This window comes from Geodermatophilus sp. SYSU D00867 (assembly GCF_054050315.1).
Map to the genome: position 1 here is coordinate 53,246 of NZ_JBJGZC010000003.1, position 21,619 is coordinate 74,864.

At 74.4% G+C, this 21,619-nt stretch carries 20 protein-coding genes and 1 pseudogene; 12 read left to right on the forward strand and 9 right to left on the reverse strand.

All coding sequences use genetic code 11. The annotated features are described in order from the left end of the window. Positions 1-13: 13 nt before the first annotated feature. The 3 genes from ACI8AK_RS03810 (at position 14) to ACI8AK_RS03820 (ending at position 1,961) form a co-directional block, all read left to right on the forward strand. A complete protein-coding gene (locus ACI8AK_RS03810; RefSeq protein ID WP_387988561.1) occupies positions 14-904 on the forward strand; it encodes a 1,4-dihydroxy-2-naphthoyl-CoA synthase in 891 nt (296 codons plus the stop codon). A gap of 11 nt (positions 905-915) precedes the next feature. Next, complete coding sequence (locus ACI8AK_RS03815) at positions 916-1,248, forward strand: hypothetical protein (protein ID WP_456901540.1); 333 nt, start codon at positions 916-918, stop codon at positions 1,246-1,248. A 116-nt stretch (positions 1,249-1,364) separates the two neighbouring features. After that, positions 1,365-1,961 carry a TetR-like C-terminal domain-containing protein gene (locus tag ACI8AK_RS03820; RefSeq protein ID WP_387988559.1) on the forward strand — a complete coding sequence of 199 codons (597 nt, stop codon included), beginning with the start codon at positions 1,365-1,367 and terminating at the stop codon, positions 1,959-1,961. A 31-nt stretch (positions 1,962-1,992) separates the two neighbouring features. On the opposite strand, the gene ACI8AK_RS03825 is transcribed toward ACI8AK_RS03820, so the two are convergent. Continuing rightward, on the reverse strand, positions 1,993-2,679 hold the full coding sequence (locus ACI8AK_RS03825; RefSeq protein ID WP_387988558.1) for a TetR/AcrR family transcriptional regulator: 687 nt from the start codon (positions 2,677-2,679) through the stop codon (positions 1,993-1,995). Between the two features lie 52 nt (positions 2,680-2,731). Then, entirely contained in the window at positions 2,732-3,193 is a 462-nt protein-coding gene (locus tag ACI8AK_RS03830) for a DUF5946 family protein (protein WP_456955138.1), read from the reverse strand. Between the two features lie 161 nt (positions 3,194-3,354). On the opposite strand from ACI8AK_RS03830, the gene ACI8AK_RS03835 reads away from it, so the two are divergent. Then, entirely contained in the window at positions 3,355-4,467 is a 1,113-nt protein-coding gene (locus ACI8AK_RS03835) for an NDMA-dependent alcohol dehydrogenase (RefSeq protein WP_456901543.1), read from the forward strand. Positions 4,468-4,568: 101 nt separating this feature from the next. Here ACI8AK_RS03835 and ACI8AK_RS03840 read toward each other — a convergent pair whose 3' ends face one another. The 4 genes from ACI8AK_RS03840 to ACI8AK_RS03855 form a co-directional block, all read right to left on the reverse strand. Beyond that, positions 4,569-5,537, reverse strand: coding sequence for a glucosyl-3-phosphoglycerate synthase (locus tag ACI8AK_RS03840; RefSeq protein ID WP_456901544.1), 969 nt, complete (start codon positions 5,535-5,537; stop codon positions 4,569-4,571). Positions 5,538-5,619: 82 nt separating this feature from the next. Then, the gene (locus ACI8AK_RS03845; RefSeq protein WP_456955139.1) at positions 5,620-7,779 is read right to left on the reverse strand and encodes a phage holin family protein; all 2,160 of its coding nucleotides are present in this window, start codon (positions 7,777-7,779) and stop codon (positions 5,620-5,622) included. Further along, positions 7,764-8,405 carry a DedA family protein gene (locus tag ACI8AK_RS03850; RefSeq protein ID WP_456955140.1) on the reverse strand — a complete coding sequence of 214 codons (642 nt, stop codon included), beginning with the start codon at positions 8,403-8,405 and terminating at the stop codon, positions 7,764-7,766. The genes ACI8AK_RS03845 and ACI8AK_RS03850 overlap by 16 nt, the downstream gene beginning before the upstream one ends. Beyond that, positions 8,402-9,211 (reverse strand): MBL fold metallo-hydrolase, encoded by an 810-nt coding sequence (locus tag ACI8AK_RS03855; RefSeq protein WP_456955141.1) that lies wholly within the window; start codon positions 9,209-9,211, stop codon positions 8,402-8,404. Before ACI8AK_RS03855 ends, ACI8AK_RS03850 begins: the two co-directional genes overlap by 4 nt. 118 nt (positions 9,212-9,329) lie before the next feature. On the opposite strand from ACI8AK_RS03855, the gene ACI8AK_RS03860 reads away from it, so the two are divergent. The 6 genes and pseudogenes from ACI8AK_RS03860 (at position 9,330) to nrfD (ending at position 16,102) form a co-directional block, all read left to right on the forward strand. Then, entirely contained in the window at positions 9,330-9,566 is a 237-nt protein-coding gene (locus ACI8AK_RS03860; RefSeq protein ID WP_387988551.1) for a hypothetical protein, read from the forward strand. Positions 9,567-9,617: 51 nt separating this feature from the next. Further along, a complete protein-coding gene (locus ACI8AK_RS03865; RefSeq protein ID WP_387988550.1) occupies positions 9,618-10,004 on the forward strand; it encodes an MmcQ/YjbR family DNA-binding protein in 387 nt (128 codons plus the stop codon). Positions 10,005-10,112: 108 nt separating this feature from the next. Continuing rightward, positions 10,113-10,613 carry a hypothetical protein gene (locus ACI8AK_RS03870; RefSeq protein ID WP_387988549.1) on the forward strand — a complete coding sequence of 167 codons (501 nt, stop codon included), beginning with the start codon at positions 10,113-10,115 and terminating at the stop codon, positions 10,611-10,613. 83 nt (positions 10,614-10,696) lie between these two features. Further along, positions 10,697-13,987 (forward strand): annotated as a pseudogene (gene fdh, locus ACI8AK_RS03875) (formate dehydrogenase). A gap of 10 nt (positions 13,988-13,997) precedes the next feature. Beyond that, positions 13,998-15,065, forward strand: coding sequence for a 4Fe-4S dicluster domain-containing protein (locus tag ACI8AK_RS03880; protein WP_387988548.1), 1,068 nt, complete (start codon positions 13,998-14,000; stop codon positions 15,063-15,065). Then, positions 15,062-16,102, forward strand: a complete 1,041-nt coding sequence (gene nrfD / locus ACI8AK_RS03885) for an NrfD/PsrC family molybdoenzyme membrane anchor subunit (RefSeq protein ID WP_456951088.1) — start codon at positions 15,062-15,064, stop codon at positions 16,100-16,102. Before ACI8AK_RS03880 ends, nrfD begins: the two co-directional genes overlap by 4 nt. A gap of 14 nt (positions 16,103-16,116) precedes the next feature. On the opposite strand, the gene ACI8AK_RS03890 is transcribed toward nrfD, so the two are convergent. Next, positions 16,117-16,938, reverse strand: coding sequence for an SDR family oxidoreductase (locus tag ACI8AK_RS03890; RefSeq protein WP_456901548.1), 822 nt, complete (start codon positions 16,936-16,938; stop codon positions 16,117-16,119). 23 nt (positions 16,939-16,961) lie between these two features. Continuing rightward, entirely contained in the window at positions 16,962-19,088 is a 2,127-nt protein-coding gene (locus ACI8AK_RS03895; RefSeq protein WP_456955142.1) for a SpoIIE family protein phosphatase, read from the reverse strand. A gap of 216 nt (positions 19,089-19,304) precedes the next feature. Between ACI8AK_RS03895 and ACI8AK_RS03900 the strand changes: the two genes are divergently transcribed. Both ACI8AK_RS03900 and ACI8AK_RS03905 read left to right on the forward strand, forming a co-directional pair. Beyond that, positions 19,305-19,472 (forward strand): hypothetical protein, encoded by a 168-nt coding sequence (locus ACI8AK_RS03900; RefSeq protein ID WP_456955143.1) that lies wholly within the window; start codon positions 19,305-19,307, stop codon positions 19,470-19,472. 218 nt (positions 19,473-19,690) lie between these two features. Continuing rightward, entirely contained in the window at positions 19,691-20,713 is a 1,023-nt protein-coding gene (locus tag ACI8AK_RS03905) for an acyltransferase family protein (protein WP_456955144.1), read from the forward strand. Positions 20,714-20,804: 91 nt separating this feature from the next. Here the strand turns inward: ACI8AK_RS03905 and ACI8AK_RS03910 are convergent, their stop codons facing one another. Beyond that, positions 20,805-20,939: a hypothetical protein gene (locus tag ACI8AK_RS03910; protein WP_456955145.1), complete on the reverse strand. Its 135-nt coding sequence runs from the start codon at positions 20,937-20,939 to the stop codon at positions 20,805-20,807. Between the last annotated feature and the right edge of the window lie 680 nt (positions 20,940-21,619).

The window sequence follows — 21,619 nt, forward strand, 5'->3', positions numbered from 1 at the left end:
ATAGGTTCACGTCATGAGCGCCCGCGACGACGTCTCGGAAATCTTCGACAGCGCCGCGTGGCAGCCGGTCGACGGGTTCGACTTCGCCGACGTCACCTACCACCGCGCCGTCGACGCCGGCGTCGTCCGGATCGCCTTCGACCGGCCCGAGGTGCGCAACGCGTTCCGCCCGCAGACCGTCGACGAGCTCATCACCGCGCTCGAGCACGCCCGGCTGGCCACCGACGTCGGCTGCGTGCTGCTCACCGGCAACGGCCCGAGCCCGAAGGACGGCGGCTGGGCGTTCTGCTCGGGCGGCGACCAGCGGGTGCGCGGGCGCCACGGCTACGAGCACGAGGTGGGCCGCAGCAGCGGCCGGCTGCACGTGCTGGAGGCGCAGCGGCTGATCCGGTTCATGCCGAAGGTCGTCGTCTGCGTCGTCCCCGGCTGGGCGGCCGGCGGCGGGCACAGCCTGCACGTGGTCAGCGACCTCACCCTCGCCAGCGCCGAGCACGCGCGGTTCAAGCAGACCGACGCCGACGTCGGCAGCTTCGACGGCGGCTTCGGCTCGGCCTACCTCGCCCGCCAGGTGGGCCAGAAGTTCGCCCGCGAGGTCTTCTTCCTCGGCGAGGAGTACTCCGCCGAGGACGCGCACCACATGGGCATGGTCAACCGCGTCGTCCCGCACGCCGAGCTGGAGCGCACCGCGCTGGACTGGGGCCGGCGGATCGTCGCCAAGAGCCCGACCGCGCAGCGGATGCTCAAGTACTCGTTCAACCTGATCGACGACGGCCTGGTCGGTCAGCAGCTGTTCGCCGGGGAGACCACCCGGCTGGCCTACGCGGCCGAGGAGGCCGTCGAGGGCCGCGACGCCTTCCTGGAGAAGCGCGACCCCGACTTCTCCCGCTTCCCCTGGCACGTGTGAACGGAGGACCCGTGATCGTCGAGGTGGTGGGCGGCGCCGACGAGCGCCCCGAGGTGCGGGTGGTCGACACCGACGACCTGAGCAAGCTGCAGCTGGCCCTCGGCCAGGTGACCGACGAGGAGGCCGACGAGGTGCTGCGCGAGGCGGGCCTCGGACGGCTGCAGGACGACGGGACCGGCCTGCTCGACACCGCCGCGCTGCGGGCCGCCGCCGAGCCCGACGCCGACGTCGCCGACTGGGGCGAGCGCTTCGACCGGATGGTCGAGCAGGCCCGCGACCGGGGCTGGGTCAGCGACGACGGCGCCACCCTCCGGGTCCACGTCGAGGGCGCGGCGGGCGCCTGAGACGGGGTCCCGACGGTCCGGTCGGGTGACGATACGGCCCCGGTCGTTGTGGTCACTCCACTGACAGGTCAGGATGAGACCGTGCGCAACCTGATGTCGTGCGAACGAGTTGGCTCGTGAGCGGCACTCCCGGCCGCCCGCTGAGCGCCGAGCTGTCCGAGCAACTGGTCGCCGTCGCCGTCGACATCCTCGCCGACGAGGGCTGGGGCCGGCTCAACAGCGACCGGGTCGCGGCCCGGGCGCGTGCGGGCAAGGCCGGCATCTACCGGCGCTGGCCGTCGATGGCGGCGCTGGCGAGGTCCGCGGTCAGCCGCTTCACGCTGGTCCGCGTCCCCGAGGACGAGGGCTCCCTGCACGCCGACCTCGTCGCGCTGGTCGCCTCGTGGCGCCGGCCGCTGTCCCGCGAGGAGCGGGCCGTGGCCAGCCTCGTCGGTGCCGCCCGGCACGACGAGGACCTGCGCGCCGGTCTCGAGGCCGCCCTGGTGCGCCCGCTGACCGAGGCCGTCGAGGTCCTGGGCGAGCGCTGGGCGGCACGGGGCGAGGAGGTGCCGGCCGAGCGGCTGGCGCTGCTGCGCTCGGTGCTCGAGGCCTTCTGGTGGCAGCGGCTCACCGCGGCCGGTGACGGCGGGATGGTCGCCGACCACGTGGAGCAGGTCGTCGACGACGTACTGCTCCCGATCGTGGTCCCGGCCGCGGAGCCCGCCCGCCGCTGAGGCCGGCCACGGCCGGGTGGCCGGGACCGGGTCAGACGGCGCGCAGGGCGCGGGCGGACTCGTCCGCCGTCGCGGAGCTCACCAGGCCCGCCTCGTAGCCGGAGAGCAGCCGCTCCGCCAGCGCGCGCGTGGCCGCGGCCACCTCCGCCGCCTGCTCGGGCGCGGGCATCGGCGAGCGCGGCTGGGTGACCAGGATCCGCGAGACCGCCAGCCACGTGGCGGCGACCACCGCGGCCGTCGTCCGCGGGTCGGCGGGGACCGGGTGCTCGGGGCAGGGGCCGGTCCAGGCCTCGACGAGGGCCTCGCGCAGCCGGGCCTCGGCGGTGTGGTGCAGCTCCCGCTCGGAGGCCTGCAGCGCCGGGGAGCGGTCGAGGTCGGTGACGGTGCAGCGCCCGGTCGGATCGGCCAGCCGCTCGACGTAGTGCCCCACCGAGGCGACCAGGTGCGCGCGCAGCGCGGTCAGCGCGGGGACCCCCGCGTGACGCTCCCGCACGGCGGCCGCGGGCCCGTCGACCCACGGCGTCCGGTCGGCCCAGTAGAGCTCCTCCTTGGTCGTGAAGTGGTTGAAGACCGTCTGCACCGCGACGTCCGCCGCGGCCGCCACGTCGGCGATGGTCACGGCGTCGAAGCCGCGGTCGGCGAACAGTCGCTGCGCCGTCTCGCGCACGTGCGCGCGGGTGAGGGCCTTCTTCTGGGCCCGACGGGACTGATCACTCACGGTACGAAGGGTAGCAACGCTGCGTTGCCGATCTTGTCGAAACGGAACGACATCATCCGGTCGGGGCGTGCCGCCAGTCGTCGGCCACGGCCGTCGCCCACGTCTCCACCAGCACGGTCAGGTCGATGACGTCGAGGTCGGCGGCGACGTCCGCGATCGTCGTCGTCCACTCCCGCGGGCGGGCCGGGAGCGGGTCGGCCGGCCCGACCCCGAAGGCCGCCAGGGCCGCGCGCAGCGCGGGCGGATCGGCCGGGTCGGGGTGCTGCGCGGCGTAGGCGGCCTCGGCCAGGGCCAGCGCCGGGGGAGCGGTGCCGTCGGGCGCCGGATCGTCCCGGAGCCCGCGCACGGTCTCCTCGAACAGCCGGGTGCAGGCGGCCGAGGCGCCCGGTCGCGCGGCGGGCTCGCCGGGCAGCGGCACGAGGACCGAGCCGCAGCCGGGGCAGCGGGTGGTGGGCCGGGGGTCGCCGGTCGCGGTGCCGGGGGAGGGCGGGGCGGCGGGCCTGGGAGCGGGCACCCGGCGATCCTGCCGCACCCGGCCGGGCGCGGTGCACGGAACCGCACGTGGCACCGGGTGCCACCCCGGCGTGGGGCACCGCCGCGGCGTGGGGTTGGCTGGGCGCCGAGACGACGGCGTCCGCGAGGGCGGGTGCCGGGCCAGAGGAGGGCCGGGGACCGGTGAGGACCAGGGGAGCGGTGCTGCGCGAGGCGGGCACCGAGTACGAGATCGTCGACCTCGAGGTCGTGGACCCCGGCCCCGGTGAGGTCCTCGTCGAGATGGCCTACGCCGGGCTGTGCCACTCCGACGAGCACCTGCGCCACTCCAACCCCGGCGGGCGGTACCCGATCGTCGGCGGCCACGAGGGCTCCGGCGTCGTCCTGGCGGTCGGGCCAGGCGTCACTTCCGTCGCGCCCGGCGACCACGTCGTCACGAGCTTCCTGCCCGCCTGCGGGCACTGCCGGTACTGCGCCACCGGCCGCTCCAACATCTGCGACGCGGGCGCCACCATCGCGATCGGGCAGCTGCCCACCGGCACCTATCCCTTCCGGCTGGACGGCGAGCCCCTCGGCGGCTTCTGCATCGTCGGCGCGTTCGCCCGGCACACGGTGCTCAGCGAGTTCTCCTGCGTTCGCATCGACCCGCACCTGCCGCTGGACACCGCGGCGCTGCTCGCCTGCAGCGTGCCCACCGGCTGGGGGTCGGCGGTCTACTCCGGCGGCACCCGCCCCGGTGACGTCGTCGTGGTGGTCGGGCTCGGCGGGGTCGGCGTCAACGCCGTCCAGGGCGCGGTGCACGCGGGCGCGGTGCACGTGATCGGCGTCGACCCGGTGGCCATGAAGCGGGAGTTCGCGGAGACGCTGGGGGCCACCCACACCGTGGCCGACGCCCGGGAGGCCGCGCAGCTGGCCCGCGAGCTGTCCCGCGGCACGGGCGCCGACGTGGTGGTCGTGACCGTCGGGAAGATGTCGGCCGAGGTGATGGCCGGGGCGTCGGCGTGCCTCGGCAAGGGCGGCACGCTGGTGCTCACGGCGCTGGCCGACCACCCGCGCGAGGGCCACGTCGACCTCAACGGGCAGATGACCACGGTGTTCGAGCACCGCGTGCAGGGCTCGCTGTTCGGCTCGTGCAACCCCTTCCGCGACATCCCGATGCTGGCGCGGATGGCCGAGGAGGGGCGGCTGGAGCTGGGCCGGCTGGTCACCCGGCGGTACCCCCTGGACGAGCTGAACCAGGGCTACCGGGACCAGGCGGCCGGCGAGACGATCCGGGGCCTGCTCGTCCACGGCTGAGCGGCGCACGGTCGTGCTCTGCCCCCGATGCGGACCAGAGCGCGAGGCTCCCTTCGTGCTCTGCCCCCGATGCGGGACAGAGCACGACTGCCGGCAGGACCTCAGACCGCCCCGGCCCGAGCGGCCCGGTACTCGGGGACGGTCACCATCGGCGGCCGCTCGTCGACGGCGACCGGCGTGCTGACCGGCAGGAAGCCGCTGCCGTCGGCGCGGAACTGGGTGAGCAGCCCACCCGCGCCGGACCGGCCGCTGCGGGCCAGCACCGCCGAGACCACCTGGCCGGCCATCCGGCCCAGCGCCTCCTGGTCCTGCGAGGTGTGCCGGCGCACGCCCAGGTCGACCTGCGCCAGCCCGTGCAGGCCGAGCAGCCCGAGCAGGTCGACCAGCAGGCCCACCTCCACGCCGTAGCCGGAGACGAACGGCACCTGCTCCAGCGCCTCGCGCCGGCCGGCGTACTCCCCGCCCAGCGGCTGCACGAAGCCCGCGAGCTCCGGCCACAGGGCGTTGAGCAGGGGGCGCGCGGTGAGCTCGGTGACCCGGCCGCCGCCGGCGGGGGTGACGCGGCCGTCCACCTCCAGCGGCCGGGCGTAGCAGCCCTTGACGTAGCCGACCTGCGGATCGGTCAGCAGCGGCGCGAGCAGTCCCGGGACGTAGTGCGTGACGTCGCCGAGCAGGTCGGCGTCGAGGAAGACCAGCAGGTCGCCGCTGGTGGCCGCGAGCGACTTCCACAGCGCCTCCCCCTTGCCGGGCCGGCTGCCGTGCGCGGGCAGCACGTCCGCGGCCGCGACGACGTCGGCCCCGGCGGCGCGGGCCACCTCGGCGGTGCGGTCGGTGGAGTCGGAGTCGACGACGAGCACCTCGTCGACCAGCGGGACCAGCCGGACCCAGCGCTCGACCAGGCCGGCGACGATCCCGCCGACGGTGGCCTCCTCGTCGCGCGCGGGCAGGACCAGGCTGACCCGGTGGCCGCCGCGGCGCTTGGCCCGCAGCAGGCCGAGGACGTCGACGTCGGCGACCGAGCGGACGGCGGACGTGCGGCCGGAGAACCAGGTGGCGGCGTCGGGTCGCATCGCCCCACTGTCCTGGAGGCCCTCACCGCGCCGCCACGGGACCCGGCAGGTGTTCACGGAGCCGTAGCCGGGCGTTCCGCCGTCAGACGCGGCTGGGATCCCGGAGGGCCGCGGGGCTGTCCGGCCCCACCTGCGCGCCGGCGCCGTCGGGCTCCGGGTGCCCGAGCTCGGTCAGCCAGCCGCGCAGCACCCGGTGCAGGTGCTCGGCCCCGACGATCTCGCCGGGGGGCGTCAGGACCCGGGGGTGGGCGAGGAACCCGCGCTGCTGCGGGCCGCCGAGCCCGCCGTGCGACCCGACGTGCGGCTCGAAGGGCGAGGCCTCGTCGGTGTCCGGGTCGTAGCGGCTGTTGACCATGACGTCGGGGCAGTGCGGGAACGCGGACACCCGCGCCACCAGCGCGGGCGCGTGCTCGCCGTAGCCGGCCAGCGGGTCCTCGCCGACGACCACGCCCGTGGCCAGCCGGTGCAGGCCGTCGCGGCCGAGGACGACCGGCCCGTGCTCCTCGGAGTGCACCAGCACGAAGCCCACGCCGTCGTGGTCGACCAGCGCCGGCAGCAGGTCGGGCCAGTGGTGCTCGATCTCCTCCAGCGGCACCCGTCCGGGCAGGTCCGGGAAGGAGACGCCGGCGGTGTGGCCGGAGACGACGACCACCACGCCCGGCGCCACCCGCGCCACCCGGCCCGGCTCCCCGGACGGCGTCCGGTGCGCGTGCTCGCCCGCGCCGGCGGACTCGACCCGCTCGCGCAGCCGGCGGGCGATGAACCCCGGCCCCGACGCCACCTCGGCCAGCGCGGTGGTCACCTGCCAGCCCTCGGCCGGGCGGCGGCTGTCGCGCGGCTCGGGTCCGCGCCGCGCCGGCTCCGGCGTGCCGCCGCAGTGCCGGCCGACGAAGGACTCGATCGTCTCGCCGAACCGCTGCGCGAAGGCCTCGCCCTGGGTCTGGCCGTGGTCGGACAGCAGCACCACGTGGTACGGCCGCGGCGCGAGCTCCGCGGCGCGGGCCAGCCGGCCCACCTGCTGGTCGATGCTGCGCAGCACCTCGAGGGTGTCGAAGCGCTCGACGCCGCTGTGGTGGGCGACCTCGTCGTAGCCGAGGAAGTCGGCGTAGACGGCCGGGCGGCCGGCCATCATGTCCTCGAGGATCGCGGCGACGACGACGTCGCGGGCGATGACCGTCGTCCCGGGCCGGGCCAGCGGGTAGAGGCCGCCGCGGCTGACCCGGGGCCGCACGTCGGCGCGGCGCTGCCGGGCAGCCGCGGACAGCTCCCGGTAGACGTCGGCGAGCGAGACGCCGAGCGTGCGCAGCGCGTTCACCGGGTTGGCGAAGTACGCGTAGTAGCCGGCGCCCACCCGCTCGCGCCGCCGTCCCGACCGCCGGGGCACCACCAGCGGCAGGGCGCTCATGGTCAGGCTGACGTGCGGGGCGTCGCCGGTGAACAGGTTGCCGCGGCTGGCGCCGCCGCCGGCCAGCAGCCCGCGGCCGTCGGAGTGCCGCCGCTCCACCTCGGCGGCGTCGGCCGGGTGGGAGACCGCGACGACGTGGTCGCGGTCCTTCTCGTAGTAGCGGAACCCGAGGACGTCGTGGTTGGAGCCGTGCAGGATGCCGCAGACCGAGGCGCCGGTCTGCGAGCTCCAGTCGGTGTGCCACGAGGTGAGCGCGTGGCTGCCCGACCGCAGCCACGCGGCCAGGGTGGGCATCGACCCGTCGCGGACCGCGCGCCGGGCGGTGTCGGCGCCGAGCCCGTCGATCTGCAGGAACAGCACGCCCGGCGGGCAGGGCCCGGCGGCCGAGGCGGAGCCGGCGCGGCGGCGGGCGCGGCGGAAGAACACCTCGTCCTCGTCGATCGCCAGCGCGCTGCTCACCACCGCCGTCACCGCCGCCATGGCGACGACGACCAGGGTGGCGGTGCCCAGGTCGGTGACCACGACGCCCGGGACGGCGAAGGAGACCGCGAGCACCCCGGCGCCCAGCAGCAGGAAGCTGCCCAGGCCGAGGGTGAACAGCGCCAGCGGCAGCGCCACGCGCATGACCAGCGGCCAGACCACGCCGGCGAGCAGGCCGAGCAGCAGCGCGGTCAGCGGCGGCTGCCACCAGGCGGCCATCGCGAACCCGGCGAGCCACCGGTCGAGGACGACGAGGGCGAGCGTCGCCAGGAGCCAGGTGAGCAGCACCCGGGCCGGTGCGCGGCCGCGGCCGAGCACCCGGCCGCGCTGGTCCGGCCGGCTCACGCGGGGCCGCACGACGTCGGGCTGCCCTCGTCCTCCGGCTGCCGCTCGGGCTCGGTGTGCCGCCGGCGGCGGGACCCGACCAGGTTGAGCACCGCGCCGACGACGAGGACCAGCAGCGTGGCCACCAGCGTGGCGACCAGCGGGCTGTCGAAGATCCCGCCGCTGGCCACGCCGAGCAGCGCGTAGGCGACCGCCCACAGCGAGGCGGCCAGCAGCGAGGCGGGCAGCAGCCGCCGCCACGGGTAGGCCAGCGCGCCGGCGGCCAGCAGCACGGGGATGCGCCCGGCGGGCAGCAGCCGCCCGGCGACGACGATCTGCCAGCCGTGCCGGCGGAACTGCTCGCGGACCTCCTCGATGCGGTCGGCGTGCTGGCCCCGCGCGACCCAGCGCACCGCGGCCGGCCCGCCGAACCGGCAGACGGCGAAGGTGGTGACGTCGCCGAGCCAGGCGCCGAGGGTGGCGACGACGAGCACCGCGACCAGGTTGAGCTCGTGCGCGGTGACCGCGAACGCGGCGGCGGCGCCGACCAGCGGCCCGGTGGGCACCACCGGGACGATCGACCCGAGCAGCACGCCGCCGAACAGCACGGGGTAGCCCAGCGACCCGTCGGTCCAGGCGGTGGCGAGGGTGGTGCTCATGCGGCGTCCGCCACGGTGGGGAGCGTGACCGGCCGGCCCGGCTCGGGGACGACGACGCTGGTGCGCAGCCGGCGGGCGGCGACCGCCTCGGCGAAGGCCAGCGGCGGCTCGGTCAGCAGCCGGCGGTAGCGCCCGGCCAGCCCGGGGAGCGTGGTGCCGCCGCGGACGGCGAGGGTGCCCCAGTGCACCGGGACGGCGACCTGGGGGCGCACGCGCGCCACGGCCTCCGCGGCCCGCCCGGGGTCGAGGTGGCCCGGACCGAGCGTGGGACCCCAGCCCCACACGGGCACCAGCGCGACGTCGACCCCGCGGTCGCCGATGCGGGTCATGCCCTCGAACAGGTCGGTGTCGCCGCAGGCGTAGACGCTGGACCCGGCGCCCTCCAGCAGGTGCCCGACGGCGACCGTCTCCGGGCCGTGGGTCAGGCGGGGGCCCCAGCGGTGGCCGCTGTGCACCGCGGGGACGGCGGTGACCCGCAGCCCGCGGTGCACCAGCGACTCCCCGGGGGCGAGCTCGTCCACCCAGCGGACGCCGCGCGAGCGCAGCCACGCGCCGGCGCCGCGCGGCACGACCACGCGGGCGTCGTCGGCCAGCAGCCGCAGGCTGGGCAGGTGCAGGTGGTCGGCGTGGAGGTGGCTGACCAGGACCAGGTCGGCGCCGGCCCAGGCGGCCGGGGGCGGGAGGGGGGAGACCCGCCGCAGCGGGCCGAGGGAGCGGGTGAGGACCGGGTCGGTGAGCACCGTGGACCCGGCCAGCTCGACGCGGACGGTCGAGTGGCCGATCCAGTACAGCCGGGGACCCTCCACGCGGCCAGTATCGACCCGGGGACCGACGGGTCCGGGGACGCCGTCCCCCGTCCGGGGCGGCCGGCCCGGCGTGCCGCTCCGGGTGCGGCGGGGACGGATGCGTTCCACCATGCCTCCCATGACCTCAGCGGGGACCGACCCGGGGTTGCCACGGCCGGCGGCGGAGCTGTCCGGCGAGCTGCGGCGCATGGCGCTGCACCTGGAGACGGCGGCGGTGCTCGAGCTGCGGGCGCAGCGCACCACCGACGCCGTGCAGGTGGCGGTGCTGCGCCGGCGCGCCGAGCACCGACGACGGGAGGCGGACCGCCTGCGGGAGCGGCTGGCCGCCCGCGGCGTGGCCCTGCCGCGCGGGTAGCGGGCGCCGGGCGCGGCCCCGGGCTGACCCGGGAGCGCTAGCGTCGCGTCCGTGGCCACCTGGGCGGACGTGCGGCGCCTGGCCCTCGCGCTGCCCGGGACCACGGAGGGCACCTCCTACGGCCGGCCGGCGTGGAAGGTTCGCGACCGCGCCTTCGTCTGGGAGCGCCCGCTGCGCCGCGCCGACGTCGAGCAGCTGGGGGACGCCGCGCCGGAGGGCCCGGTCCTCGGCGCCGCCGTCGCCGACGAGGGCGTCAAGCAGGCGCTGGTCGCCGACGACCCCGCCGTCTACCTGACGACGCCGCACTTCGACGGGTACGCCGCCGTGCTGGTGCGGCTGGACGCGATCGACGTCGCCGAGCTCGGGGAGCTGGTCACCGAGGCCTGGCTGGCCAGGGCGCCGGCCCGGCTGGCGCGCGAGTACCTGGCCGGGCGGTAGTCCCTCCCGGTACCGGGCGGTACGGCGCCACGCACGAACCCCTGGCCGCGTGCCGCGGGGTCTGGCATCTTGCGCCGCCGTCCCGCTCCCGAGACCACTGGAGATCCCGTGCGTCTGCGCCCCCTCGTCGCCGGCACCGCCCTCGCCGCGACGTCCGTCCTCGCCCTCGCCGCCCCCGCCGCCGCGGCGCCGAGGCCCGCCCACGAGGCCGACGTCGTCGGCGTCGTCCAGGTCGACCGCGGCGACCGCACCGTGGCGCAGGTCCAGGTCCGCTACCGGTGCGCCGCCGGCGAGGACCTCGGCCTGTGGGTGTCGGTCAAGCAGACCGCCGACCGCACGGCCGACCCGCGCCTGGAGCAGGAGGGCAGCAGCGGCGTCTCCGCGGCGTGGAGCGACAGCCACCGCAACGCCTTCACCTGCGACGGCAGGAGCCGCGTCGGCACCTTCGAGGTCGACCAGACCGAGCCGGCGTGGGACGGCGGGGTGCGTGCCGGTCTCGGCCCGCTGGCGCGGGGCGAGGCCTACGTGCAGTTCTGCCTGACCGACCCGGACGCCCCGGGCCCGGAGGGGCTGCTGCTCAGCCACAGCGAGTTCGTGCACGTGCGCTGACTCCCGGACGCCGCGGTACCGGCACGACCGGTACCGCGGCGTTCCACGCGCCGGATCGCGCCGGGAGTGGCAGAGTCCACAGCGTGAAGACCTGGCTCGACGCCTGGCCGGTGTTCCGGCAGCTGACCGGCCCCGATCCGCTCGGACGCGGCAGGGCCGCGCGGAGCAAGGCGACGGAGGGCGTGGTGAGCCGCACGGCCACCGCCGACCGCGTCGTCCAGAGCGTCTGCCCGTACTGCGCCGTGGGCTGCGGGCAGCGGATCTTCGTGAAGGACGAGCAGATCGTCCAGATCGAGGGCGACCCGGACTCGCCGATCAGCCGCGGCCGGCTCTGCCCCAAGGGCAGCGCCAGCAAGTCGCTGGTCACCAGCCCGACCCGCGTGACGACGGTCAAGTACCGCCGGCCGTACGGGACGGAGTGGGAGGACCTCGACCTCGACACGGCGATGCACATGATCGCCGACCGCGTCCTCGAGGCCCGGCGCAAGGGCTGGCAGGACGAGAACGACGGCAAGCGCGTGAACCGCACCATGGGGTTGGCGAGCCTCGGAGGGGCGACCCTCGACAACGAGGAGAACTACCTCATGAAGAAGCTGTACAGCGCCCTGGGCGCCATACAGATCGAGAACCAGGCGCGCATATAGCACTCCGCCACGGTGCCCGGTCTGGGTGCCTCGTTCGGTCGTGGCGGTGCCACGAACTCCCAGGAAGACCTCGCGAACTCCGACTGCATCGTCATCGAGGGTTCGAACATGGCGGAGTGCCACCCGGTGGGTTTCCAGTGGGTGAGCGAGGCCAAGGCGCGCGGCGCGAAGGTCGTCCACGTCGACCCGCGGTTCACCCGGACCAGCGCGATCGCCGACCTGCACGTGCCGCTGCGCATCGGCACGGACATCGCGTTCCTCGGCGGGCTGATCAACTTCGTCCTCGAGAACGACCTGTACTTCAAGGAGTACGTGGTCGCCTACACCAACGCCGCGGCACTGGTGAGCGAGGACTTCGTCGACGCCGAGGACCTCGGCGGCCTGTTCTCCGGTTTCGACCCGGAGAACAACACCTACGACGAGTCCAGCTGGCAGTACGAGCCGGAGGAGCCGCCGCACTCGGGCTCCGACGACCCGGCCGGGGCCGCCGCGCAGGACGAGCTCGAGGACCACCCCCAGGTCAGGAAGACCGACAAGGCGCAGGCGGCCGGCAGCGGTGGCCCGCCGATCGCGGCGAAGCCGAAGCGGGACGAGACGCTGCAGCACCCGCGGACGGTCTTCCAGGTCCTGAAGCGGCACTTCGCCCGCTACACCCCGGAGATGGTGGCCGAGGTCTGCGGCATCGAGCCGGAGGTGTTCCTGCAGGTCGCCCGCTGGGTGACCGAGAACAGCGGGCGCGACCGGACGACGGCGTGGGTGTACTCGGTGGGCTGGACGCAGCACAGCGTCGGCGCGCAGTACATCCGCACCTGCTCGATCCTGCAGACGCTGCTGGGCAACATCGGCCGTCCCGGCGGCGGCATCCTGGCGCTGCGCGGGCACGCCAGCATCCAGGGCTCGACCGACGTCCCGACCCTGTACAACCTGCTGCCCGGTTACCTGCCGATGCCGCACGCGATGCAGCACCAGTCCCTCGACGAGTACTGCGCCGACGCCGCCGGCAAGGCCGGCTTCTGGGGCAACAAGCGGACCTACATGGTCAACCTGCTCAAGGCCTGGTGGGGCGACGCCGCGACGCCGGAGAACGACTTCGCCTTCGGCTACATGCCGCTGATCGACGGCGACCACAGCTCCTACCGCCAGATCAAGGACATGATCGAGGGGAAGATCTCCGGCTACTTCCTGGTCGGCGAGAACCCCACGGTCGGCCACCCCAACGGCCGGATGAACCGGTTCGGGCTGGCCAACCTGGACTGGCTGGTCGTCCGCGACCTGCAGATGATCGAGTCGGCGACGTTCTGGAAGGAGTCGCCGGAGATCGAGACCGGCGAGCTCGCCCCGGAGACGATCGCCACCGAGGTCTTCTTCATGCCGGCGGCGTCGCACGCGGAGAAGGAGGGGACCTTCACCCAGACCCAGCGGCTGCTGCAGTGGCGGCACAAGGCCGTCGACCCGCCGGGCGACGCGAAGAGCGACCTGTGGTTCTACTTCCACCTCGGCCGCATCCTGCGCGAGCGGCTCGCCGGGTCCACCGACCCGCGCGACCGGCCGCTGCTGGACCTCACCTGGGACTACCCGACGCACGGTCCCGACCAGGAGCCCAGCGCCGAGGACGTGCTGCGGGAGATCAACGGCGTCGGTCCCGACGGGCGCGCCGTCTCCGGGTACATGGAGCTCGAGGACGACGGGTCGACGTCGTGCGGCTGCTGGATCTACTCCGGCGTCTACGCCGACGAGGTCAACCAGTCCGCCCGCCGCAGGCCCGGCCGCGAGCAGGGCCCGGTCGCCTCCGAGTGGGGCTGGGCGTGGCCGTACAACCGGCGCATCCTCTACAACCGCGCCTCGGCCGACCCCGACGGCAGGCCGTGGAGCGAGCGCAAGAAGTTCGTCTGGTGGGACGAGGAGGCCGGCCGCTGGACCGGCGCCGACAACCCGGACTTCGAGGCGACCAAGCGGCCGGACTACGTGCCCCCGGAGGGGGCCCGGGCGCAGGACGCGATCGGCGGCGCCGACCCGTTCATCATGCAGGGGGACGGGAAGGCCTGGCTGTACGCGCCCGCGGGCGTCGTCGACGGGCCGCTGCCGACGCACTACGAGCCGGCGGAGTCCGTCGTCGAGAACGCCTTCTACAAGCAGCAGGCGAACCCGACGATCGAGCGCATCGAGGGCCCGTGGAACCGGGAGAACCCGCCGCTGAGCCCGGTCTTCCCGTTCCAGGTGACCACCTACCGGCTCACCGAGCACCACACGGCCGGCGGGATGAGCCGGACGCTGCCCTACCTGTCCGAGCTCCAGCCGGAGTTCTTCGTCGAGGTCAGCCCCGAGCTCGCCGCGCTGCGCGGGCTGGTCAACGGCGAGTACGCCACGCTGGTCAGCACGCGGACGGCGATCGAGGCGAAGGTGCTGGTCACCGAGCGGATGCGGCCGATCCGGCTGCGCAACGGCCAGGTCGTGCACCAGATCGGGATGCCCTACCACTGGTCCTACAGCGGCATCTCCACCGGCGACTCGGCCAACGACCTGCTCGGCATCGTGCTCGACCCGAACACGCACATCCAGGAGGACAAGGTCAGCACCGCCGACATCGTCCCGGGACGGCGCCCGCGCGGTCCCGAGCTGATCGAGTTCGTGGAGGGCTACCGGCGGCGCGCGGGCGTGGCGTCCGGGCGGGTCGGGCTCAACGGCCGTGACCCGGTCGCCGCCGAGGCCGGCGAGGGATCCCAGCAGTGAGGAGGCCGGCATGACCCCGATCAGCTCGGCGAGCGCGGCGTTCACCGGGCACGACCCGGAGAACCGGCTCTACGGGCCGGTGCCGGACGTCACCGGGCAGGCCGGCTACGACCCGGACCACCCGGCGCGGGTGGGCTTCTTCACCGACACCTCGGTGTGCATCGGCTGCAAGGCGTGCGAGGTGGCGTGCAAGGAGTGGAACACGCTGCCGATGGACGACTCGCACGGCGTGCGCGACGTCATCGGGCTGTCCGGGATGTCCTACGACAACACCGGTCAGCTGGGCGCCAACTCCTGGCGGCACGTGGCGTTCATCGAGCAGTCCCGCACCGTCGACCTCCCGATGCCGACCTTCGGCCGCCCGGGGGACGACCGGCGGGACTCCGGGCCCTCGCCGGTGGCGGGGCGCCCGGACGAGAGCCTGGCGCACGTCCAGCAGTCGAGCGTGCTCAACGCCGAGGCGCTGAGCGAGTTCGACCCGCAGACCGGGCAGAGCGGCACCGACAAGCAGATCCGGTGGCTGATGAGCTCCGACGTCTGCAAGCACTGCACGCACGCCGGCTGCCTGGACGTCTGCCCGACCGGGGCGCTGTTCCGCACCGAGTTCGGCACCGTCGTCGTCCAGGGCGACATCTGCAACGGCTGCGGCTACTGCGTCATCGGCTGCCCGTACGGCGTCATCCAGACCCGCAAGGGCGACGGCCGGGCCTTCAAGTGCACGATGTGCTACGACCGGCTCACCGACGGGCTGCAGCCGGCGTGCGCCACCGCGTGCCCGACCCAGTCGATCCAGTTCGGCAACCTCGACGAGCTGCAGGCCCGCGCCGACGCCCGCCTCGCCACGCTGAAGGCGCAGGGCGTGGAGACCGCGCGGCTCTACGGCCGGGACGAGGACGACGGCGTCGGCGGCGCGGGCGCGTTCTTCCTGCTGCTCGACGAGCCGGAGGTCTACGGCCTGCCGCCGGACCCGGTGGTCACCACCCGTGACCTGCCGGCGATGTGGCGCGCGGCGGCGGCCGGCGCGGCGATGATCGCCGGCGTCGTCATCTCGTCGTTCGTCGGGCGGAGGCCCCGGTGACGGAGGGGCTCACGACACCGGGTGCGGGCTGGCGGCGGGCCGACGGCCCGGCGGCGGAGGCCCGGGGCAAGCGGCGGCGCAGAGGCGGGCGGCGCGGCGGTGGTGGCGAGGTCGCCATGGTGGACGACGCCACGTTCACCTCGTACTACGGCCGCCCGATCATCAAGCCGCCGGTGTGGAAGTCGCCGGACGTGCCGCTGTACCTGTTCCTCGGCGGCATGGCGGGGTCGTCGTCGATCCTGGCGGCGGTCGCCGACGTCACCGGCCGGCCGGTGCTGACCCGGGTCGGCCGGTACACCGCCGGCGGCGGTGCGATCGCGTCGGTGGTCTTCCTCATCCACGACCTGGGCCGGCCCGAGCGGTTCCTGCACATGCTGCGGGTGTTCAAGCCGACCTCGCCGCTGTCGGTCGGCTCCTACATCCTCGCGCCGTTCGGCGCGGCGGCCGGGGCGACGGCGGCGGTCGAGCTGCTGGGCTGGTTCCCGCGGCTCAAGCGCTTCGGTGGCGTGGTGTCGGCGCTGTTCGGCGGGCCGCTGGCCACCTACACCGGGGTGCTGCTGGCCAACACCGCGGTGCCGTCCTGGCACGCGGCGCACCGGCAGCTGCCGTTCGTCTTCGGCGGCTCGGCGATGGCGGCCGGCGGCGGGATGACCATGGTGTTCACGCCGGTGGCCGAGGCCGGTCCGTCGCGGCGGACCGCGGTGGCCGGCGCGGCGATCGAGCTGGCCGTGATGCACCGGGTGGAGACCGACCACGGGATCGTCAGCGAGCCGTACCACGAGGGCCGGCCCGGGACGCTGCTGCGCGCGGCGAGGGCGTGCACGGCGGCGGGCGCGGCGCTGACCGTCGTCGCCGGGCGCCGTCGGGCCGGTGCGGTGGTGTCCGGGCTGCTGCTGGCGGCCGGCTCGCTGCTCACCCGCTTCGGCGTCTTCGAGGCGGGGATGGCCAGCGCGCGCGACCCCAAGTACACCGTCGTCCCGCAGCGCGAGCGGCTGGCCGCCCGGCAGAACGGCCACGCGCCGACGGTCACCCGCTGACCGCCGCCGCGGGGCTACCCGCGGAGGTGCTCGGCGAACGTGCGCGGCGGGCGGCCGAGCAGCGCGGTGAGCACACGCGGGCTGCCGGTGAACCCGTGCGCGCGGTACTCGGCGAACATCGTCGTCAGGCAGCGGCGGGCGTAGGAGCCGTCGTCCTCGGGCGGGGCGGCGTCGACGGCGGTGACCTCCCGGCCGAGGTGCTCGCCCACGAGCCGGGCGACGTCGGGCGCGGTGAGCTCCTCGGGGCCGGCCGCCTCGAAGGTGCCGCTGTCGAGACCGTCCCCGGTGAGCAGCACGGCGGCGGCCTCGGCGACGTCGCGCAGGTCGACGAACGACTGCGCCCGCTCCAGGCCCCACGGGCTGCGCAGCTCGCCGGTCCCCGCCGCGGCGGCCACCTGCGCGTCGAGGTTGTCGGCGTAGGCGCACGGCTGCAGCACCCGCCAGCGGGCACCGGTCCCGGCGACGGCGCCGTCGAGCGCCTCCTCGACGCGGTCCTTGGCGGCGTGGTGCGGCATGGACCGGACCTGCGGCCGGAGCACCGAGTGGTAGACGAGCCGCGCCGCCCCGGCTCGCGCGGCGGCGCGCAGCACGGCGGGCGCGCCGTCGGCCTCGCGCGGGTCGAAGTTGGGCCAGACCAGGTACAGGGCGTCGGCGCCGGCCAGTGCCGGTGCCGGGTCCCCGGCCAGGTCGGCGGCGACGACCTCCGCGCCCAGCGCCTCGAGCTCCGGCCGCGGCCGCGGGGTGGCGACGACGGCGCGCACCCGCTCGCCGCGCGCCCGCAGCGCCCGGACGACCGCGGTGCCGGTGGGTCCGCCCGCGGCGGTCACGACGATCACCGGGCCGACACTAGAGCGGCAGGTCAGGCGGGCGTGGCCGGGTCCGGGGGGACGGCACCGGGCACGTCGTTGGGTCCGGCGACGGCGGGCCGGGGCCGGTCCTGCGGGTGGAGGCGGACGGCGACCAGCGCGACGTCGTCGTCCGGGTGGCCGTCGACCATGTGCTCGACCAGCAGGTCGCACAGCTCCTGCAGCGGCCGGCCGCCGAGCTCCGCCAGGGCGGCGGTGAGCCGGGCGGTGCCGGCGTCGAGGTCGGCGTCGCGCCGCTCGACCAGGCCGTCGGTGTAGAGCAGCACGGTCGTGCCGCGGTCGAGCTCGACGACGGACTCGTTGCGCGGCCGCTCCGGGTCCACGCCGAGCAGCACGTCGGCCCGCTCGGGCGCCAGCACGCGCACCTCGCCGTCGGCCGTGAGCACGATGGGCGGGGTGTGCCCGGCGTTGGACCAGCGCATCCGGGTGGTGCCGCGTCCGACCTCCCCGGGCGTCTGCTCGAGGCGGGCGACGGCGGCGGTGGCGAGGGTGCCGAACCGCAGCAGCTCCATGGCGCGGTCCAGGTCGCGCAGCACCGCGGCCGGCCCGGCGCCGGTGGCGACGGCGATGCCGCGGACCAGGCTGCGCAGCTGGCCCATCGTCGCGGCCGCGGCGGCGTCGTGGCCGGCGACGTCGCCGATGACCAGCGTGGTGGCGCCGTCGGCCTGCAGGAACGCGTCGTACCAGTCGCCGCCGACGGCGGCCGCCTCGGCGGCGGGGAAGTACCGGACGACGATCTCGGCGTGGTCCGGCTCGGGCGGCGCGGTGAGCATCGAGCGCTGCAGCTGCAGGGCCAGGTGCCGCTGGGCGCCGTAGAGGCGGGCGTTGTCGAGGGCCATCCCGAGACGCTCGGCGACGTCGCGGAGGGTGGCGACCTCGTCCGCGGTCGGGACGCGGCCGTCGGTGTAGAGCAGCGAGAGCAGGCCCAGGGTGTGGCCGCGGCCCCGCAGGGGCATGGCCACCGCCGCGCTGGGCGCCAGCCGGGACAGCAGCCTGCGCGGCTCGCCTTCCAGAGTGGTGGCGAGGGCCTCCTCGCCGGACAGCAGGAGCGGCTCGCCGCTGCTGAGCGTCCGGCTCACCGCGGGGATGCCGGGCAGCGCGGCCGCGCGGGACCGGGCGTAGTCCTGCAGCAGCTCCCGCGACGCCTCGTCGGCGTGCCAGGAGCTGACGCCCCGGGTGTGGCCGTGCTCGTCGAGGACGCTGACGATGCACGCGTCGGCGAGCGCGGGGACGACCATGCAGGGCACCTGGCCGGTGGCGACCTCGGCGTCCATCGACCCGGCGAGCTCGGTGCTGATGCGCGCCACGGTGAGCGTCCGCTCCGCGGCACGGCGGAGCTCCTCCTGGGCGCGGACCCGGTCGGTGACCTCGATGAAGTAGACCGACAGACCCTCCGCGGTCGGCCAGGCGCGCAGCTCGTACCAGCCGTCGAGCGGGGCGGGGTAGTAGGCGTCGAAGGACACCGGCTGACGGGTCTCCACCGCGCGCCGGTAGCTCTCCTCGAACACCGAGCTCACGGCGGCGGGGAAGGCCGCCCAGATGTCCTCACCGAGCAGGTCCTCGCGACGGCGGCCCAGCAGCCGCTCGGCCTCGGCGTTGACGTGGGTGAAGCGCCAGTCGGGGTCGAGCGAGTAGAAGCCGGCCGGCATGGCCTCGAGGACCTGGGCGACGCCGAGGGACTCGCCGCGCTGGTCGGTGACGTCGTAGGCGGCACCGAGCAGCCGGGTGGCTCCCCCGTCGACGCCGCTCAGGGCGCGGCCCTGGGCGGAGATCCAGCGGGTGACGCCGCCGGGCAGGGTGATGCGGTACAGCGCGCTGAAGTCGCCGCACTGGTCGACGGCGGCCTGCAGCGCGGCCATGACCTCGTCGCGGTCGTCCGGGTGCAGGCGGGCGGTGAAGCCCTCGATGCTGCGGTCGAAGCCCGCGCCGTCGTACCCGAACAGCGCCACGAGACGCTCGTCCCAGTCGAGGACGCCGGTGCGGAGGTCCCAGTCGAAGGTGCCGATGCCGGCGGCCTGCATCGCCAGTTCACCACGCAGGGCCGAGGCGATCTCGTCGATGTGCCGCTGCTCCGGGGCGCTGCTGAGCCGCCCGGTCCTGCCTCGGTCCCCCACTGCCACCTTCCCGGTCGTGTACCCGCTGCACGGGCGATCCCGTCCCGGTGGTTGGAGACGCGGTCCGCATCATGTGTACCCGGCCCATCCTGTTGTGGGCAACGCGTCCGGTGAGGATCACGGGGGCGCGTCAGGCGTGCGTCGCGACCGAGTGCATTGCCACGTGCTCCGCGGGTAGTCATCCCGCATGGCCACGGGGGCTGTCCGTCGGCTGGGGGAGACGTGCCGTGGTGGGTGTGGGCGCTGGTGGTGTGGGTCGTCCTCGCGGTGACCGTCGCGGTGGTGGTCGGTCAGGTGATCCGCTCGGCCGACCGGCGGGAGTCCCGGGGGGACCGGTCGGTCCGCGACGACGACGACCAGGCCCCGCCGAGGGGACGCCGGGCCTCGTGACCTGGTCAAGTACTGATCATTCACCTGCTATCCACTTAGTTGTCCCCGCGTGCAGGCGCGCTTGGACTGCACAGGCTGGTTGACGGACATGCCCAGGTTTGCAGTGCAGGACGAAACACCAGTTTGGTCTCGCGCCATCGCCCGGTGGGGCCTGCTCCTGCTGCTCCGGTGGCGTAACCTGCTGCGTTGTGTCGCGGGGGCATGTAAATGACGATGGTGTGACAACAATCCGTGATCATGGGGTCCCGCGCTCTCGGCTCCCGACGCTCACTTCTCTGCGGTTTTTCGCGGCAGGCCTAGTCGTGCTCGTGCACCTGCAAGCGATCTGGCCCGTGTCAGCGCTGGCCCGCGGTCAGCTCGGGGTGTCGTTCTTCTACCTGCTTAGCGGCTTCATCCTTGCGTGGGCGCCTTCGACCACAGATAATCGAGCTCGATTCTATCGTCGACGGTTTGCGCGCATCTACCCCACTCACGTATTGACCTGGCTGATTGCTTTGGTGATCGTGGGACCGCTCACTGGGGTGTGGTCCACGCCGCTTGGCTCGGTACTGAGCCTGCCATTGGTCCAGGCGTGGGTCCCGAAGTCGTCCATCGCATTTGCGGCGAACGGTGTGACATGGTCCTTGTCGGTTGAAGTGCTGTTCTATGTGACCTTCCCCTTCTTGCTTGTTCACATGAAGCGCTTGGCGCCTCGGTCGCTGTGGATCTTGATTGCTATCATGTTAATGTTGATGGTAGCGGCGTGTGCGATAGCGCCGAAGGCCATCGTTGCGTATGTCTTTCCGCCAGCGCGGCTTCCGGAATTCGTTATCGGGATCGCATTGGCCCTACTCGTCCAGTCGGGTTGGCGACCACCAATCACATTCCTGCCGGCTGCTGTATTGACGATCGTGGCGATCGCCATCGCCTTCATGCCCGTGGTCTCGGACCGGTATTCTTTCTCAGTCGTGACGGTGATACCCTTCGCTCTTCTAATCGCGGCGGCGAGCTTCAGTGACATGAATAAGACCTCCCGTCTCGCTGGTCGAGGTTGGGTGCGGCTAGGCGAATGGTCCTTCGCCCTTTTTATGACACATCAGCTGATCGTCAACATGTTCGTTGAGCTGGTACCCGATCAGACAGTGCAGAGGTGGCTCGCAGGCCCACTCCTTATGGTATGCGTCGCGATTGCGGCTGCCGTCTTCCGCTACGTCGAGCAGCCCATGGAGCGGCTCCTGCGCGGAGCCCAACAACCCGATTGAACACGGATAACAACGACGTAAGCCGCGCGCCAGTTGTTTGAGCCTCATCCGACAACGCACCCGCAAGGATTCTGTCGAGGAGGAAGACCGGTCAGTCGGTGGGACCGAAGGCGCCGCCGCGGCCGCCGTATGACTTGACGTCGAGCCGGCCGCCGCAGGTGGAGCCGTATGTCTCGTACGGGTCGTCGACCGGCGTCTCGAAGTAGAAGTCGTTGCAGGCGGCCATGTCGACGGCCTGACAGTCCCGCGCGTCTCCGTCGAACTGCAGATGAAGGGGTCGCTCGGGGACGGCGGGTCCGACGGCAAGCCGGGAGCCGGTATACCCAAACGTCTCAGCGGGGAGGTCCGTGGTGCTGCTGACGGCGACCGCCACCGTGGCCACCAGGGCGAGGACCCCCGTCGGCACCAAGCTCGCCACGAGCACACCGGGCGGGGTGGCCAGCGCGAGCGGGGCAGGGACCCACGGGCCAGGCATGGCGCCCACACCGGCGGGCCGGTGCGGGCCCGCTGCCGCTCGGCGATCCAGGCGGCGATCGGCAGCCTGGTGAGCAGGACCAGTCGCGCGACCGGCAGGGCCAGCAGGACGACGACGAGCACCAGCGCGACGGCGTCGCCGCGGGCTCGTACGACGGCCTATAGGCGAGGCCGGCGAGAGCGACCAGCAGGACGAGGCCGAGCAGGCCCGTCTCCACCCACGAGGTGACCAGCAGCAACGTGCGCCCGGCCCCGCGCAGGAGCAGCAGGCCGCCGAGCAGGTCCAGCGCCGCGACCGTGCAGGCGGCCCGGGCGACTATAGGTGGGCGCCGGTGCGGCCCGCCGGGTGGACCGCCAGGCGTGCGGATCCGTCATCGGTGCTCCCCGCTTCGTGTGCGACGGGGCCGCCCGTCGTCCGGCCGACAGCATCGG